Source organism: Pseudomonas sp. B21-040, from assembly GCF_024748695.1.
In the GTDB taxonomy this organism is placed as follows: Bacteria; Pseudomonadota; Gammaproteobacteria; order Pseudomonadales; family Pseudomonadaceae; genus Aquipseudomonas.
The window spans coordinates 1,887,088-1,900,917 of sequence record NZ_CP087176.1 but is presented as its reverse complement, the minus strand read 5'-3'; the positions used below and the strand labels follow the sequence as shown (position 1 = coordinate 1,900,917).

The 13,830-nt window shown below is 59.0% G+C and carries 15 protein-coding genes and 1 pseudogene; 4 read left to right on the top strand and 12 right to left on the bottom strand.

Going from position 1 to position 13,830, the window contains the following annotated elements; translation table 11 throughout:
• Nucleotides 1-36: 36 nt before the first annotated feature.
• The 6 genes from LOY55_RS08640 to LOY55_RS08615 form a co-directional block, all read right to left on the bottom strand.
• A complete protein-coding gene (locus LOY55_RS08640; protein WP_046027089.1) occupies nucleotides 37-270 on the bottom strand; it encodes a hypothetical protein in 234 nt (77 codons plus the stop codon).
• A gap of 160 nt (nucleotides 271-430) precedes the next feature.
• Nucleotides 431-1,306, bottom strand: coding sequence for a polyamine aminopropyltransferase (gene speE, locus LOY55_RS08635; protein WP_109788200.1), 876 nt, complete (start codon nucleotides 1,304-1,306; stop codon nucleotides 431-433).
• 262 nt (nucleotides 1,307-1,568) lie between these two features.
• Entirely contained in the window at nucleotides 1,569-1,760 is a 192-nt protein-coding gene (locus tag LOY55_RS08630) for a PLDc N-terminal domain-containing protein (RefSeq protein WP_046027091.1), read from the bottom strand.
• Between the two features lie 82 nt (nucleotides 1,761-1,842).
• Entirely contained in the window at nucleotides 1,843-2,373 is a 531-nt protein-coding gene (locus tag LOY55_RS08625) for a hypothetical protein (protein WP_046027092.1), read from the bottom strand.
• A 105-nt stretch (nucleotides 2,374-2,478) separates the two neighbouring features.
• Nucleotides 2,479-2,997, bottom strand: coding sequence for an ankyrin repeat domain-containing protein (locus LOY55_RS08620; protein WP_046027093.1), 519 nt, complete (start codon nucleotides 2,995-2,997; stop codon nucleotides 2,479-2,481).
• A 96-nt stretch (nucleotides 2,998-3,093) separates the two neighbouring features.
• Nucleotides 3,094-4,932, bottom strand: coding sequence for a long-chain-acyl-CoA synthetase (locus LOY55_RS08615; protein ID WP_258667873.1), 1,839 nt, complete (start codon nucleotides 4,930-4,932; stop codon nucleotides 3,094-3,096).
• A 340-nt stretch (nucleotides 4,933-5,272) separates the two neighbouring features.
• On the opposite strand from LOY55_RS08615, the gene LOY55_RS31000 reads away from it, so the two are divergent.
• On the top strand, nucleotides 5,273-5,551 hold the full coding sequence (locus tag LOY55_RS31000) for a DUF3509 domain-containing protein (protein ID WP_046027152.1): 279 nt from the start codon (nucleotides 5,273-5,275) through the stop codon (nucleotides 5,549-5,551).
• A 208-nt stretch (nucleotides 5,552-5,759) separates the two neighbouring features.
• On the opposite strand, the gene mtnC is transcribed toward LOY55_RS31000, so the two are convergent.
• Genes mtnC through aroC form a run of 5 tightly spaced genes read right to left on the bottom strand, consistent with a single transcriptional unit; the run spans nucleotide 5,760 to nucleotide 9,894 of the window.
• Entirely contained in the window at nucleotides 5,760-6,443 is a 684-nt protein-coding gene (gene mtnC / locus LOY55_RS08605) for an acireductone synthase (protein ID WP_258667871.1), read from the bottom strand.
• A gap of 4 nt (nucleotides 6,444-6,447) precedes the next feature.
• Nucleotides 6,448-6,993: an acireductone dioxygenase gene (locus LOY55_RS08600; protein ID WP_258667870.1), complete on the bottom strand. Its 546-nt coding sequence runs from the start codon at nucleotides 6,991-6,993 to the stop codon at nucleotides 6,448-6,450.
• Nucleotides 6,994-7,005: 12 nt separating this feature from the next.
• The gene (locus LOY55_RS08595; protein ID WP_258667869.1) at nucleotides 7,006-7,626 is read right to left on the bottom strand and encodes a methylthioribulose 1-phosphate dehydratase; all 621 of its coding nucleotides are present in this window, start codon (nucleotides 7,624-7,626) and stop codon (nucleotides 7,006-7,008) included.
• The gene (locus LOY55_RS08590) at nucleotides 7,623-8,774 is read right to left on the bottom strand and encodes an MFS transporter (RefSeq protein ID WP_175648952.1); all 1,152 of its coding nucleotides are present in this window, start codon (nucleotides 8,772-8,774) and stop codon (nucleotides 7,623-7,625) included. The genes LOY55_RS08595 and LOY55_RS08590 overlap by 4 nt, the downstream gene beginning before the upstream one ends.
• A gap of 28 nt (nucleotides 8,775-8,802) precedes the next feature.
• Nucleotides 8,803-9,894 (bottom strand): chorismate synthase, encoded by a 1,092-nt coding sequence (gene aroC, locus LOY55_RS08585; protein ID WP_046027098.1) that lies wholly within the window; start codon nucleotides 9,892-9,894, stop codon nucleotides 8,803-8,805.
• Between the two features lie 84 nt (nucleotides 9,895-9,978).
• Between aroC and LOY55_RS08580 the strand changes: the two are divergent.
• Together LOY55_RS08580 and LOY55_RS08575 are read left to right on the top strand one after the other, a co-directional pair.
• Nucleotides 9,979-10,978 (top strand): annotated as a pseudogene (locus LOY55_RS08580) (alpha/beta hydrolase).
• A 95-nt stretch (nucleotides 10,979-11,073) separates the two neighbouring features.
• Entirely contained in the window at nucleotides 11,074-11,865 is a 792-nt protein-coding gene (locus LOY55_RS08575) for a hypothetical protein (protein ID WP_046027100.1), read from the top strand.
• 126 nt (nucleotides 11,866-11,991) lie between these two features.
• On the opposite strand, the gene prmB is transcribed toward LOY55_RS08575, so the two are convergent.
• On the bottom strand, nucleotides 11,992-12,900 hold the full coding sequence (prmB, locus tag LOY55_RS08570; protein WP_046027101.1) for a 50S ribosomal protein L3 N(5)-glutamine methyltransferase: 909 nt from the start codon (nucleotides 12,898-12,900) through the stop codon (nucleotides 11,992-11,994).
• Between the two features lie 239 nt (nucleotides 12,901-13,139).
• On the opposite strand from prmB, the gene LOY55_RS08565 reads away from it, so the two are divergent.
• Nucleotides 13,140-13,730: a cysteine hydrolase family protein gene (locus LOY55_RS08565; protein WP_046027102.1), complete on the top strand. Its 591-nt coding sequence runs from the start codon at nucleotides 13,140-13,142 to the stop codon at nucleotides 13,728-13,730.
• The last annotated feature ends 100 nt before the right edge of the window (nucleotides 13,731-13,830 follow it).

Sequence of the window (13,830 nt, the reverse complement as noted above, 5' to 3'; positions counted from 1 at the left end):
CTGCCAAGGCCTGGATGAGAATGAGACAGGAGGTGTTCAGATTGGCGTGATGCCGAGGATTTGGATGCTGTTCTGGGCTTTGAGGCTTTTGACGCCGGCATCAACGGTTCGTCCTTCCAGATCATTCAGATCCAGTTCGGCGGCCACAGGAAGAAGCCTGGCCTTGATGAGTTTGGCTGCTTCCTCGTTGTCCGGGCACTCGTCGCACTCAAAGACTTCGTCGATGGTTTCGCCGTGATCATCCACGAAAGTGATTTTCCACTTTTGCATCAGTGCCTCCTCGATAAAACCCATGGATGGGCTTACAAGCATCTCGACCTTGTTAGCAGGCTAATTGTTCCACTGACGCGCTCCAGGACAGATGAAAAAAAGGGCCGGTAGCGGTGTGTTTTCACACCACCACAAACGGCCCTTTCTGATTGACGCGGGATCAGTCGTTGCTTGGCTTGTTCACAGCCTGCAGGACGTATTGCGGCAAGGCAAAAGCGCCGATGTGTATCTCTGGATTGTAGTAACGGGTGATGATGCCGCTACCGGCAAAGCGCTGCTGCAGGGTTTCGCGGGACAGTTTGCGATAAGCGGTATTGGTCGCGCCCCAGGCAAACGTCATCGAGCCGCCGATGTAGGTCGGCACGGCCGCCTGGTAGAAGTGCCAATCCGGGAACAGGCTGCGCAGGCGCCCGGCGGTGGTTTTGACTTCTTCGATCTGCATGAACGGCGTGCCGTTCTGGGTCACCAGAATGCCGCCTTCGTTCAGGCAGCGGCGGCAGGCCTGGTAGAAGTTTTCCGAGAACAGCACTTCGCCCGGACCGATCGGGTCGGTGGAGTCGGAAATGATCACGTCGAACTTTTCAGTGGTGGTGGCGACGAAACGCATGCCGTCGTCGATCACCAGGTTCAGGCGAGGATCTTCGTACGCACCTTTGGAGTGGTTTGGCAGGAATTCCTTGCACATGTCGACCACGGTGCCGTCGATTTCGACCATGGTGATGTGTTCGACGCTGCGGTGCTTGGCCACTTCACGCAGCATGCCGCCGTCGCCGCCACCGATGATCAGCACGCGCTTGGCGCTACCGTGCGCCAGGATCGGCACGTGGGTCAGCATTTCGTGGTAGATGAATTCGTCGGCTTCGGTGGTCTGGATCACGCCGTCCAGTGCCATTACCCGGCCCATGCGCGGGTTTTCGAAAATCACCAGGTGTTGATGCTCGGTGCGCACTTCGTGCAGCAGTTTTTCCATGCGAAAACGCTGGCCATAGCCTTCGTAGAGGGTTTCCAGGTAGTCGCTGGTAGCGGTGGTGCTCATGGGAAGTGCTCCGATGAATGCGGGTGGCAACGGACGGTTACCCGCCCATGATGGCCAATCGATTGGCTCGATTGACCGGGAAAGGCGCGCATTCTACGTCGCGAAAGATGACAGGTCGAACCTCTTGATCGGCTCACCCCAATCCTGTGGGAGCGGGCCTGCCCGCGAAGCAGACGACGCGGTCTGTCAGTTGCACCGCGATATCGTTCATCGCGGGCAAGCCATGCTCCCACAGGTTCAGTGTCGTTTTTTGGGAGACCCGTCAGAATTTGACGTTGCCCCGTGGCCCGGCGATGGCCCAGATGATCAGGCCCAGCACCGGCAGAAAGGCGATCAACAACACCCAGAGGATTTTCATCCCGGTGGTGGCACCACTTTTAAACACGTTGATGATGGCCCAGATGTCCAGGACAAAAATGATCAACGCAACAAGGCTGTTGAACGTGGAACCCATGGTGACGCTCCCGAAGAGTGATAAGCCCCCTTAGGATAGACGGTCGTCGCGAGGGTTCCTTTTTATTGACAGTGTCTGGGTGTCAGACGTGGATGGCCACTTTCAGCGCTTCCAGCGATGGCGCGGCAGCGATGCCGACTTCGGCGCACAGCTCCAGCACGCGAGGAATGTCGTTGCCGTAGACCAACACCACTTGCAGCTCATCGTCGAGCAACTGGCTGAAGTTCATCAGCGTGTAGCCGCCGTTTTCCTTGTTCATGCTGCCCATCTGCACCTGAATACGGTTGAGCGCGGTCAGGGCTTCGGTTTTGGCCAGTTGCTTGGGTTTGATATTGAAATCAACGCCTGGGCCGAACGAGGCGACGATCTGCGCGAACAGGTCCACGTAGGTATCCGCCTGGAACAGCACCGTCTCCGGCAGGCTGCCGACCACCACCCATTCGCCTAATGGAATCGGGAACGTGTCGTCGTAGTTGATATCCGGATTGGCCGTCAGAAAAGCTTCAGGATCGGCGTAGGCCTGGGCCGCTTCGTCCGCGACCTTGAGGATTTCGTCGTCGCTCATGCACCCGGAGCTGATTTTGCTGATGAGTTCGACGAGTGCGGCTTTCATGGCGACGGATCCTGTAGCGAGTGAATTTTGAGGGCGCGAAGGATAGCGCATTCAGGAGGGATTGCGGACCTGTGGTGAGGGAGCCAGCTCCCTCGCCACAAAAGGTCAGCCGAGCAGCTTTTCCAGCTGAGCGATGGTATCGACAGCGCCCAGGGTTTTCGCCGCATCGAGTGCCGACACGCCGTTGGCGTCCTTGGCTTTCGGATCGGCGCCTTTGCTGATCAGGTAGTCCACGATGGCAACGCGGTTGAACATCGCGGCCATCATCAAAGCAGTACGGCCATCAAACGATGAACCTTCCACTTGCGCGCCACCGTCGACCAGTGCCGTGACCACTGCCAGATCGCCCTTGAACGCCGCACCGGCGATCGGGCTCTGGCCGTTGTCGTTGCGAATTTCCGGGTCGGCCTTGTGTTCGAGCAGGACTTTCACGGTCTCCACGTGGCCATGGTAGGCGGCCAGCATCAGCAAGGTGTCGCCTTTGTGGTTGCGCAGGTTAGGCGGCAGGCCTTTGGTCAACAGCGCAGCCATCATGGCCGCATCGCCCTCGCGCGCCTTGTTGAATACCTGTTCGGCAAATTCAGCGGCTTCTTCGGGGGTCATCTGGCGGCTTTGGTCTGACATCGGGGGCTCCCTGTTGGGTTATTCGCAAAGCCGACAGTTTCCCGAGCGGCCCCCACGCTGTCACTTGTTTTTTCTCAAGGGCCGCCATAGCCACATTCAATAGCGGTACTTGCCACCCTGGATATCCGCCAGCACCTGCTCGGTCACTTGTACGTAAGTCTGGGTGCCGGGTAGCCAGGCATAGATCGGGTCGTCGCCGGTTTTGCCTGGGTCGAAGGCTTCGTCCTTGAGCCGGGTCTTTTGGTATTTGAACGTCCCGGTGGTCTCCATTTTCACTTTCACCCGCAAGAACAGCGGCACCGCATAGGCCGGCATTTGCTGGCGAGCAAATTCCAGCAGTTCGCTGAAGTCCAGGGTGGCCAGGGATTCAGCCGGCGTAATTGCCGCCATCCCGGCACGCCCGTTGGTGTTCTGGACTTCCACGCCATACGCCACGGCTTCGGCGATGTGCGGGTGTTGCAAGAGGATATTTTCGACTTCCGTGGTCGATACGTTTTCGCCCTTCCAGCGGTAGGTATCGCCCAGCCGATCGACGAATTGCGCATGGCCGAAACCGATGTTGCGCAGCAGGTCACCGGTGTTGAAGAAACGGTCGCCCTTCTGGAACACGTCATGCAATACGACTTTTTCGGTCTTTTGCGGATCGGTGTAGCCGTCCAGCGGCGCCTTGTCGTCGATCCTGGCCAACAGCAAACCCTGTGCACCCTTGGACACTTTGCTCATGAAACCCTTGGCATTGCGAATCGGCTGACCGCTGTCGTGGTCGTAAGCCACCAATTCCCAGGCCATCAGCGAGAAACCGATGGTGTGGTCAAAGTTGAGGATATTGGTGAACCCGATGTTGCCGTCGCTGGCCGCGTACAGCTCGCAGATGTGGTCGATGGCAAAACGGGTTTTGAAGGCGTCCCAAGCGCCGGGACGCAGACCGTTGCCGACCATTTTTTTCACGGTGTGCTGGCTGTCGTCGGTGCTCGGTGGCTGATCCACCAGATAACGGCACAGTTCGCCCACGTAGCCGAGGGTGGTCGCGTGGTATTTGCGGACGTCGCTCCAGAACTGGCTGGCGCTGAACTTGCGTCGAATGGCAAACCCCGAGGCGCCACTGATGGCCGAGCCCCAGCACACGCAGAGCCCGGTCGCGTGATACAGCGGCAAAGTGCAATAGACGATGTCGTGCGGCTGCATATCGAGGGCGATCAGGCCGAAACTGGCGGAGCTACGCATCCAGCGCCCGTGCTTGAAGACACCGGCCTTGGGCAATCCGGTGGTGCCCGAGGTGTAGATATAGAAACAAGGATCGTCGAAAAAAACCTGCTGGCTGCTGGCCGGGTTGTCGTCGATCGCGTCGGCACTGGCCGTCATCAGGTTGACGAAACCATCGGGGGCAATGCCCGGATGGCTGTAGGTGTCTTGATCGGCGACGTACCAGATTCGCGCTGGCGCGATGGACACCCGTTCGCGGACTTGCGAAAACGCCGGGACCAGTTCGCCGCCGACAATGATCGCCACGGGCGCCACCAGGTTCAGGCTGTGCGCCAGCGTATCGCGGGTCTGCGAGGTATTGAGCAAGGCGCTGATCGCGCCGACCTTGGCCACCGCCAGTATTGTCACCAGCAATTCCGGGCGGTTCTCGATGAAGACCGCGACCACGTCACCCTTGCCGATGCCTTGGGCCATCAGGTGATGCGCAATGCGGTTGGCCCATTGGTTGACCTGCGTATAGGTCAGCGTGACATCGCCCTGCAGTAATGCGGGCCCCTCGGGGTTGCGCAACGTCGCCTGCTCGAAACTCCAGCCCAGGCCACACGGTTGGGTCGGATCCTTGACGTTGGCGACTTTCAGGCCCTTCACCACGCGGGGAATGGCTTTGGCGATCGTCGGCAGTTTGCGGAGCATCATGCCCCAGGTAATCGTGTCGCTGGACGTGCGTTTCATGCGTGCTCCCGCTGATTTTTTTATTGTCGGGCGGCGTTTATAGAGGCCGAAAATACGTCAGCGGTTCTGGCGCTGTACACGCGGTTTTTGCAATGTTTTGTATCCGCCCAGCGACGGATGAATCGTGAACATCGACGCGCCGATTGGTTCCATTCAATCATCGCTCATCTTTCAAAATGCAGGATGCACGATGGCCATTCATGCAGATTGCACGAAACCGAAAAACAGCAAGATTATTAACTTATTGATTCACAACGACTTTATAAAAATCAGGTACTGGCACAATCACTGCAACCTCCTCTCCATGCTTGCCAATCATGTGCAAATGGAGCTGATCGACATGAACCTGATCCAAGAAAAATTTTCGTCCCTGTTCTCCAACTTCGAAGTCACCACCCAACCGCGCCCGGACGGCGGGATTCTGCTGACCCTGCGCAGCACAGAAGGCAAAGTGTTTAAACGTTCGATTTCCTACCAGCAATTGCACGCTGGCGATCAGCTGTCGTGGGTAATCAGTGCGATTCGCCGTGACTTGGCCGAACAGGCCAGCGAATTACCGCAGATCTCCATGCTGCAAAGCCAGCAACGGTTTGCGCTGCCGACTTATCACACGGCGTAAACCGCGCCAGCGCTAAAACAAACAGGCCGTGAGAGCTTTCGCTTCACGGCCTGAGTTGTTTCTGGCGCTGCAGACAATATCTGGTTGCACACCAACCCTGTAGGAGCCGAGCTTGCTCGCGATGGCGGTGTGTCATTCAACAACAATATTGAATGACGGGGCCTCATCGCGAGCAAGCTCGGCTCCTACAGGTTATGTGTTGTGGGCTTTAGAAGGTGGTGGGGTTTATCCGCTCGAAACTGTCGACGGTTACATGGCCCGCCAACTCCCCGCCCTCTCGCGCCAACCCGCATGTCGCCATCCCGGCCGTGCGCGCAGCGTCCAGCTCTTCGACGATGTCGGACAGAAACAGAATCTGCGAAGGCTCAAGGCCGATGGCCTGGGTGATGCGCTCATAAGACTGCGCTTCACGCTTGGGACCGGACGTGGTGTCGAAGTAACCGCTGAACAGCGGCGACAAGTCACCCGCCTCCGAGCAACCGAAAATCAGTTTTTGCGCCTGAATCGAACCCGACGAATAAACAAACAGTTGATAGCCTTCCTGATGCCAGCGCTTGAGCGCTTCAACGGTATCCGGGTAAACGTGGCCCTTCAACTGCCCCGCCTGATAACCCTGCTCCCAGACCATGCCTTGCAACGCCTTGAGCGGCGTGGCTTTGCGGTCTTCGGCAATCCAGCCCAGAAGAATCTCGATCACGCGCTCAACGTCGGCGTCCGGTTCATTGCTGTCACGGCGAACGGCGGACAGTTGTTCAGCCACATCGGCGCGCCCGGCGTGCTGACGGACAAAATCCGGCAGGTGTCTGGCGGCGTAGGGAAACAACACGTCGAACACAAAACTCACCGCGCTGGTGGTGCCTTCGATGTCGGTGAGCATCGCTTTGATCGGCATCGGTTCAGTCCTCAAGACGCGGGAAGCGGCTGGCGATGTCTTCGCCGGTGAAGTTGGCCACCCAGCCTTCAGGGTTGTTGAACAGGCGGATCGCGACGAAATGCGGATGCTCGCCCATGTCAAACCAGTGCGGCGTGCCCGCCGGCACCGAGATCAGGTCGTTCTTTTCGCAGAGTACCGCGTAGACGTAATCACCGATGTGCAGGGTAAACAAACCACGACCGGCCACGAAAAACCGGACTTCGTCTTCGCCATGACGGTGCTCGTCGAGGAACTTGGCACGCAGTTCGGCCTTTTGCGGGTGATCGCTGTTCAGGCTGATGACATCAACGGTGATGTAGCCGCGTTCGGTCATCAGCTTGTCGATTTGTTCCTGGTAGGCGGCGATCACTTCTTCCTGACTGGCGCCAGGCTGGATCTTCACCGCCGCTTGCCAGCGGTCGAAGCGCACGCCCTGCTCGGCCAGCGTCGAGGCGATGTCTTCGAAATGGGTCAGCACCTTGTTCGGTAAGTCAGGGCTTGAGACGTGGTAAACGGACAGGCTGCTCATCAGGGCAACTCCTTAACGGTTAAGGATCGTGCGCGTCTTCAACTCGCACTCGAACAAAAATTCAAAGGCCTCGATCTGCCGCAACGCATCGCTCATCCGTGCGCCCCAGGTGTAGAGGCCATGACCGCGAATCAGGTAGCCGACGCAATCAGGGTGGGCGTCCAGCCAAGGCTGCACCTCGGCGGCAAGGCGCGCAATATCCTGATCATTGTCGAAAATCGGTACCCGTACCCGAGACTCGTGGGTTGACACGCCGCTGAAGGCTTTTTGCAGTTCGTAGTCTTCGAACTCGATGAAGTCTTCCGGCGTCAGGCGCGACAACACCGTGGCGTTGACCGAATGGGTGTGCAGCACCGCGCCGATCTCCGGGCGCCAGTTGTAAAGCTGGGTATGCAGCAAGGTTTCGGCCGACGGTTTTTTCCCCGGCTCCAGGCTGTTGCCCGCCAGGTCGGTGGCCAACACATCATCCAGACCCAACTGACCTTTGTGCTTGCCGGACACGGTCAGCAGCGCTTCGCTCGGCGACAGGCGCGTCGAATAGTTGCTGCTGGTGGCCGGTGACCAGCCGCGGCCATACAGAAAACGCCCGGCGTCGATGATTTCCTGGGCAAGGTGTTCACGGGTAAGGCTCATGGCCTGTCCTCTTGCAGAAGTGTGGCAATGATAACGGCAGCCGCCAGGGCTGCGAGGCTTGCAATACTAAAGGTCAATGTGGCGCCCAAGGCATTCCAACTGTAGCCGGAATACAGCGCGCCCAATGCGCCACCGGTGCCGGCCAGCGCGGCGTACAACGCCTGGCCCTGGCCCTGCTGGCGTGCGCCAAAGCTACGTTGCACGAACTGGATGGCAGCTGCGTGAAAGCTGCCGAAGGTCGCCGCGTGCAGCACCTGGGCAAACAGCAACACCCACAGATGGTCGGCAAATGACCCCAGCAGCAGCCAGCGCAGTGCCGCCAGCAGAAAACTCGCCATCAACACCCGGCGCACCGAGAAGCGCATCAGGATTTTGCTCATGGCCAGGAACATCAGGACTTCGGCGACCACGCCGACCGCCCAGAGCATGCCGATCACGCCACGGCTGTAGCCCAATCGCTCAAGGTGCAAGGTCAAAAACGTGTAATACGGCCCATGGCTCAACTGCATCAACGCCACGCAACCATAAAACGCCAACACGCCGGGGCTGCGCAATTGCGTGAGGAAGCCCTCGCCCGCCAGCCGCTCACCCTGGACCGGTTGCGCATTGGGCACCCACAGGCTGCTGAGCACGATCCCGGCCATGATCAACACCAGCGCGGCCGGATAGATGTCGAGGCTGAGCCATTCGAACAACCGCCCCAGCGCTACCACGGTGATGATGAAGCCGATCGAACCCCAGAGGCGAATCTGGCTGTAGCGCGCAGTCTGGCCTTTCAAGTGCGCCAGGGTGATGACTTCGAATTGCGGTAATACCGCGTGCCAGAAGAACGCGTGCAACGCCATGACCATCGCCAGCCAGGCGTAGGTCTTGCTGACGAAAATCAGCGAAAACGTCAGCAACGTGCACACCGCGCCGAAGCGCACGATGGCCAGGCGTCGGCCTGTGTAATCACCCAGCCAGCCCCAGATGTTCGGTGCCACGCAGCGCATCAGCATCGGGATCGCCACCAGCTCGCCGATCCGCGCGCTGGAAAAACCCAGGTGATCGAAATACAGCGCCAGAAACGGCGCCGTCGAACCGAGCAAGGCGAAATAGAACAGGTAGAAACTGGAGAGCCGCCAGTACGGGAGCGCCGCCACAGTCATCAGACTGCAGCGACTTCAAGGCCAGCCATTAAAGCTGACCCAGCACCGGTGTGCTCACACGCACATCGGCGTTCTGCCCGCGATGGCGCAGCAGATGATCCATCAGCACGATGGCCATCATCGCTTCAGCGATTGGCGTTGCACGAATACCGACGCACGGGTCGTGACGGCCCTTGGTGATGACTTCCACCGGGTTGCCATGGATGTCGATGGAGCGACCCGGCGTGGTGATGCTCGACGTCGGCTTCAGCGCCAGGTGCGCAACGATCGGCTGACCGGACGAGATCCCCCCCAGAATGCCGCCAGCATTGTTGCTGAGGAAACCTTCCGGGGTCATTTCATCACGGTGCTCAGTGCCGCGTTGGGCGACGCTGGCGAAACCGGCGCCGATTTCCACGCCTTTGACCGCGTTGATGCTCATCAGCGCATGGGCCAGTTCAGCGTCGAGGCGGTCGAAGATCGGCTCGCCAAGGCCTGGCATGACACCTTCAGCCACGACGGTGATTTTCGCACCGACCGAATCCTGATCGCGACGCAGCTGGTCCATATAGGCTTCCAGCTCCGGGACTTTGTCCGGATCAGGGCTGAAGAAGGCGTTCTCTTCGACCGAATCCCAGGTCTTGAACGGGATTTCAATCGGGCCGAGCTGGCTCATGTAGCCGCGAATGACGATGCCCTGGGTCGCCAGGTACTTTTTCGCAATGGCACCTGCCGCCACGCGCATCGCCGTCTCGCGCGCCGAGCTGCGACCGCCACCACGGTAATCGCGCTCGCCGTATTTGTGGTGGTAGGTGTAGTCGGCGTGGGCCGGACGGAACAGATCCTTGATCGCCGAGTAGTCCTTGGACTTCTGGTCGGTGTTGCGAATCAGCAGGCCAATGGAGCAGCCGGTGGTGCGACCTTCGAACACGCCGGAGAGGATTTCGACTTCGTCGGCTTCCTGGCGTTGAGTGGTGTGACGGCTGGTACCGGGCTTGCGCCGATCCAGGTCGCGCTGCAGGTCCTCAAGGGAAATTTCCAGGCCCGGCGGGCAGCCGTCGACAATGGCGACCAACGCCGGACCATGGCTTTCGCCCGCGGTGGTGACAGTGAACAGCTTGCCGTAGGTATTGCCGGACATGCAGGACGCTCCGTGAAATAGAACCTGAATACGTAATGCGCGCCAGTATACGCAGGCTACCCAAGTAGTTCATCCTCGAACCTTATGGGTGCCTGCGAGTCCAACCGGCATCTTTGTGAATGATGGCGTGATGATGCTGCGAGTTCTAGCCTTGAGCCTTACCCTGATATCTGGCTTTGCCCAGGCCACTGTGTTGCAACGGCCCATTACATTGGACACCGGCAGCGGTGAGCTTTTCGGCTCGTTGTTGCTGCCAAAATCCGACAATCCCGTGCCGGTTGTCCTGATCATTTCCGGCTCCGGCCCTACGGATCGTGACGGAAACAATACCGACGGAGGGCGCAATGACAGCCTCAAACGGCTGGCCTGGGTGCTGGCCAAACACAACATCGCCAGCGTGCGTTACGACAAACGCGGCGTGGCGGCGAGCCTTGCAGCCACGCCGGACGAGCGCAATCTGTCGGTAGAGGCCTATGTCGCCGACGCTGAAGCCTGGGGCGAGAAACTCAAACATGATCCACGTTTCGGCCCATTGATTTTGCTCGGCCACAGCGAAGGCGCCTTGATCGCCACATTGGCGGCACCGAGTGTCGATCCTGCGGCGGTCATTTCCCTGTCCGGCAGTGCTCGACCGGTCGATCAGGTGTTGCGCCAGCAGTTGAGCAATCGCCTGCCGCCCGCCCTGATGCAGCGCAGCAATGAGCTGCTCGACAGCCTCAAGGCCGGGCACATTGACGAAAACGTGCCGCCACCGCTCCAGGTGATTTTCCGCCCAAGTGTACAGCCGTACCTGATTTCGCTGTTCCGTCAGGACCCGGCGGCAGCGTTCGCCAAGTTGAAGATGCCGGCGCTGATCATTCAGGGCAGCAACGACATTCAGGTCGGCGTCGGTGATGCCAGGCTGCTGAAGGCTGCCAAACCGGACGCTGAACTGGCGCTGATCGAAGGCATGAACCACGTCATGCGCATCGTGCCCAACGATGTAAAACGGCAAATGGCCTCTTATAAAGATCCGCAATTGCCGCTGGCGGCCGAACTGGGCACTCGCATCCTCGGGTTTATTGACGGACTTCGCACCAGTTAAGCGCCGTTTGCCCTCCAGTCCTGTCAAAAACGGCCGATAAGCCTTTGTCGCCAGCGCAATGGCTGGCGGCAGGGCTTGGACAGGATCTCGCCGTTATGACTGATACCCAGACTTCACCCGACACCACCGCTGAAAAAGACGCTCCTACAGCGGTCGAGCTGCCGTGGGCGGACGTCCACGTCGAGCACCACAAGATGCTCCGTCTGGCGCCGCTGAAAACCGACCGCAACACCGGTGGTCGGCCACTTCGCTTTGTCGAATTCGGCTATGCCGAACGCAACAACAAAGAGCAGAGCCTGATGCGCATGAGCATCACCCTGCCCGGCCAGCGTGTGCGCAAAGAACAGAATCATCTGGACGTGTGGGTCGATCACACCACCAAACGTGTGCATTTCGGGCCCGACAGCGGCTTGCAGATTGAACCGATGAACCGTGGCATCGGCCGCTTCATGGCGGCTCAAGGGATTACCTGGGCGAAAAAGCGCTGGTCCGGCTACACCGTCGACGGCACGGACCTGAACAACAAAGATGCGTTGAACGAAGACACTCGCCTGCGTCGCGATCACTTCCTGAAGGCGCATGGTTTTGAAGTGGTGTATGCCGATGCCCAGCATTTGAAGGGCAGCGTCAAAGACGTACAGGTGGGTGATCTGTCGGGCGAGTGGAACACTGAAAAACTGCAACTGGTGGAAATTCTCGAAGCCGCGCAGATGCTTCAGCAGGCCGAGCAGAATCTGGCCGAGCAAGAAGTGAAGCTCAAGACGCACGAAGAAAAGGTCAGCAAGTACAAGCGTGAAGACGCCGGGCTGCGCTTTACCATTACGTGTCTGGTGGCGTTTGCGGTGTTTCAGGCGGGGTTGTTGATCTGGATTGCGACACACCGGTAAAGATTCAGGACCGAGGCGTGCCCATCGCAGGCAAGCCGTGCTCCCACAGGTTTTATGTTGTGCTCAAGTTATGTGGCACACCCAAAACCTGTGGGAGCACGGCTTGCCCGCGATGGCGTCCTCAGGTCAGACGCGGGAAGCGAACAAGGCCTGATGTTCGCGGCATTGTTCCGCCGTCAACATGAACACCCCATGCCCGCCACGCTCGAAATCGAGCCAGGCGAAATCGACTTCCGGGTACAGCGCCTCGACGTGAACCTGGCTATTGCCCACTTCGACAATCAGCAAGCCCTTCTCGGTCAGATGATCCGCCGCTTCTGCGAGCATGCGGCGCACCAGGTTCAAACCATCATCGCCACAGGCCAGTCCCAGCTCGGGCTCGTGTTGATATTCGTCCGGCATGTCGGCGAAATCTTCCGCATCGACGTAGGGCGGGTTCGACACGATCAGGTCGAAACGCTGACCCGGCAAACCATCAAAACCATCGCCCTGAACGGTGTACACCCGCTCATCGACACCGTGGCGCTCGATGTTCTGATTGGCCACCTCCAGCGCTTCGAACGACAGATCGGCCAACACCACTTCGGCGTTCTGGAACTCGTAGGCACAGGCGATGCCGATGCAGCCGGAACCGGTGCACAGGTCCAGAATGCGCGCAGGCTCGGTGCCCAGCCATGGCGTGAAGCGGTTTTCGATCAGTTCGCCAATCGGTGAACGTGGAATCAGCACACGCTCGTCGACAATGAACGACATGCCACAGAACCATGCTTCGCCCAGCAAGTAGGCGGTCGGGATGCGTTCTTCGATGCGGCGCTTGAGCAAGCGTTGCAGATTGACCAGCTCGTCTTCTTCCAGCGCGCAGTCGAGGTAGCTGTCGGCAATTTCCCACGGCAAGTGCAAAGCCCCCAACACCAACTGACGGGCTTCGTCCCAGGCGTTGTCGGTCCCATGGCCGAAAAACAGATCCTCCCCATGGAAGCGGCTGACGGCCCAACGGATATGGTCACGCAGGGTACGAAGGCGGGAAGTGATCACGGCGGCAAACTCCAGAAAAAACGACTGGCAATTCTAACAGCCAAAACGCGCCACGACGACGCAGGAAAAACACCGGAGCAGATGTAGGACCGATCCCTTTTTTCCGCTGGCTATTGAACAAATCGAGTAACTTGACAAGGCTGCAAGCCAGCAAAGACGGCGCCTACGATAGTAGCGATTCACAGAACCGCTCAGCCAGAGGACAATGTCGCAAAAGCCCCACTCCAAGGAGCCCCAGAATGTCCGTTCCAAAAACGATGTTTCAACTCAGCGGCCGCGGTTATGCAGCCGCCAATCTGAGCCATGCGACGCTTGTTATTATCGATGCCCAGAAAGAGTACCTCAGCGGCCCGCTGGCCCTGAGCGGCATGGACGCTGCCGTCGCGAACATCAAGCAATTGCTCAACGCTGCCCGCGCCGCCGGCCGGCCAATTGTGCATGTACGCCACCTCGGCACGCTGGGTGGGTTGTTTAACCCGCAAGGCGTCGGTGGCGAGTTCATCCCGGGGCTTGAGCCACAGGCTGACGAAACCATCATCGGTAAAATGCTGCCGAGCGCGTTCCACGGCACCGAACTGGCCAAACGCCTGGAAGACCTTGGTGCCCTTGACCTGATCGTCTGCGGTTTCATGAGCCACTCCAGCGTCAGCACCACGGTGCGCGCCGCCAAGAACCTGGGCTTTCGTTGCACCCTGGTCGAAGACGCCTGCGCCACGCGCGACTTGCCTTACAAGGGTGGCGTACTGACTGCCGAGCACGTTCATCAGACCGAAATGGCGATCATGGGGGATAACTTCGCTACCCTCGCGCTCACTCACGAACTGATTTGATCGGCACTCGATGTGCGGCCAATACTGCCGCTCATCCGCAAAAGTCTCTCATTTGCCGCAATTGTCTTAGCCTCAGGAACATCCCGGTCAACTCCCGGTC

Excerpts from the sequence above, each read along its gene's own strand:
- LOY55_RS08625 (WP_046027092.1), bottom strand. The coding sequence starts at position 2,373 with ATGAAAGCCGCACTCGTCGAACTCATCAGCAAAATCAGCTCCGGGTGC.
- aroC (WP_046027098.1), bottom strand. The coding sequence starts at position 9,894 with ATGTCCGGCAATACCTACGGCAAGCTGTTCACTGTCACCACCGCGGGC.
- LOY55_RS08620 (WP_046027093.1), bottom strand. The coding sequence starts at position 2,997 with ATGTCAGACCAAAGCCGCCAGATGACCCCCGAAGAAGCCGCTGAATTT.
- mtnC (WP_258667871.1), bottom strand. The coding sequence starts at position 6,443 with ATGCCGATCAAAGCGATGCTCACCGACATCGAAGGCACCACCAGCGCG.
- LOY55_RS08630 (WP_046027091.1), bottom strand. The coding sequence starts at position 1,760 with ATGGGTTCCACGTTCAACAGCCTTGTTGCGTTGATCATTTTTGTCCTG.
- LOY55_RS08600 (WP_258667870.1), bottom strand. The coding sequence starts at position 6,993 with ATGAGCAGCCTGTCCGTTTACCACGTCTCAAGCCCTGACTTACCGAAC.
- LOY55_RS31000 (WP_046027152.1), top strand. The coding sequence starts at position 5,273 with ATGAACCTGATCCAAGAAAAATTTTCGTCCCTGTTCTCCAACTTCGAA.
- LOY55_RS08575 (WP_046027100.1), top strand. The coding sequence starts at position 11,074 with ATGACTGATACCCAGACTTCACCCGACACCACCGCTGAAAAAGACGCT.
- speE (WP_109788200.1), bottom strand. The coding sequence starts at position 1,306 with ATGAGCACCACCGCTACCAGCGACTACCTGGAAACCCTCTACGAAGGC.
- LOY55_RS08615 (WP_258667873.1), bottom strand. The coding sequence starts at position 4,932 with ATGAAACGCACGTCCAGCGACACGATTACCTGGGGCATGATGCTCCGC.
- LOY55_RS08565 (WP_046027102.1), top strand. The coding sequence starts at position 13,140 with ATGTCCGTTCCAAAAACGATGTTTCAACTCAGCGGCCGCGGTTATGCA.
- LOY55_RS08640 (WP_046027089.1), bottom strand. The coding sequence starts at position 270 with ATGCAAAAGTGGAAAATCACTTTCGTGGATGATCACGGCGAAACCATC.
- LOY55_RS08590 (WP_175648952.1), bottom strand. The coding sequence starts at position 8,774 with ATGACTGTGGCGGCGCTCCCGTACTGGCGGCTCTCCAGTTTCTACCTG.
- LOY55_RS08595 (WP_258667869.1), bottom strand. The coding sequence starts at position 7,626 with ATGAGCCTTACCCGTGAACACCTTGCCCAGGAAATCATCGACGCCGGG.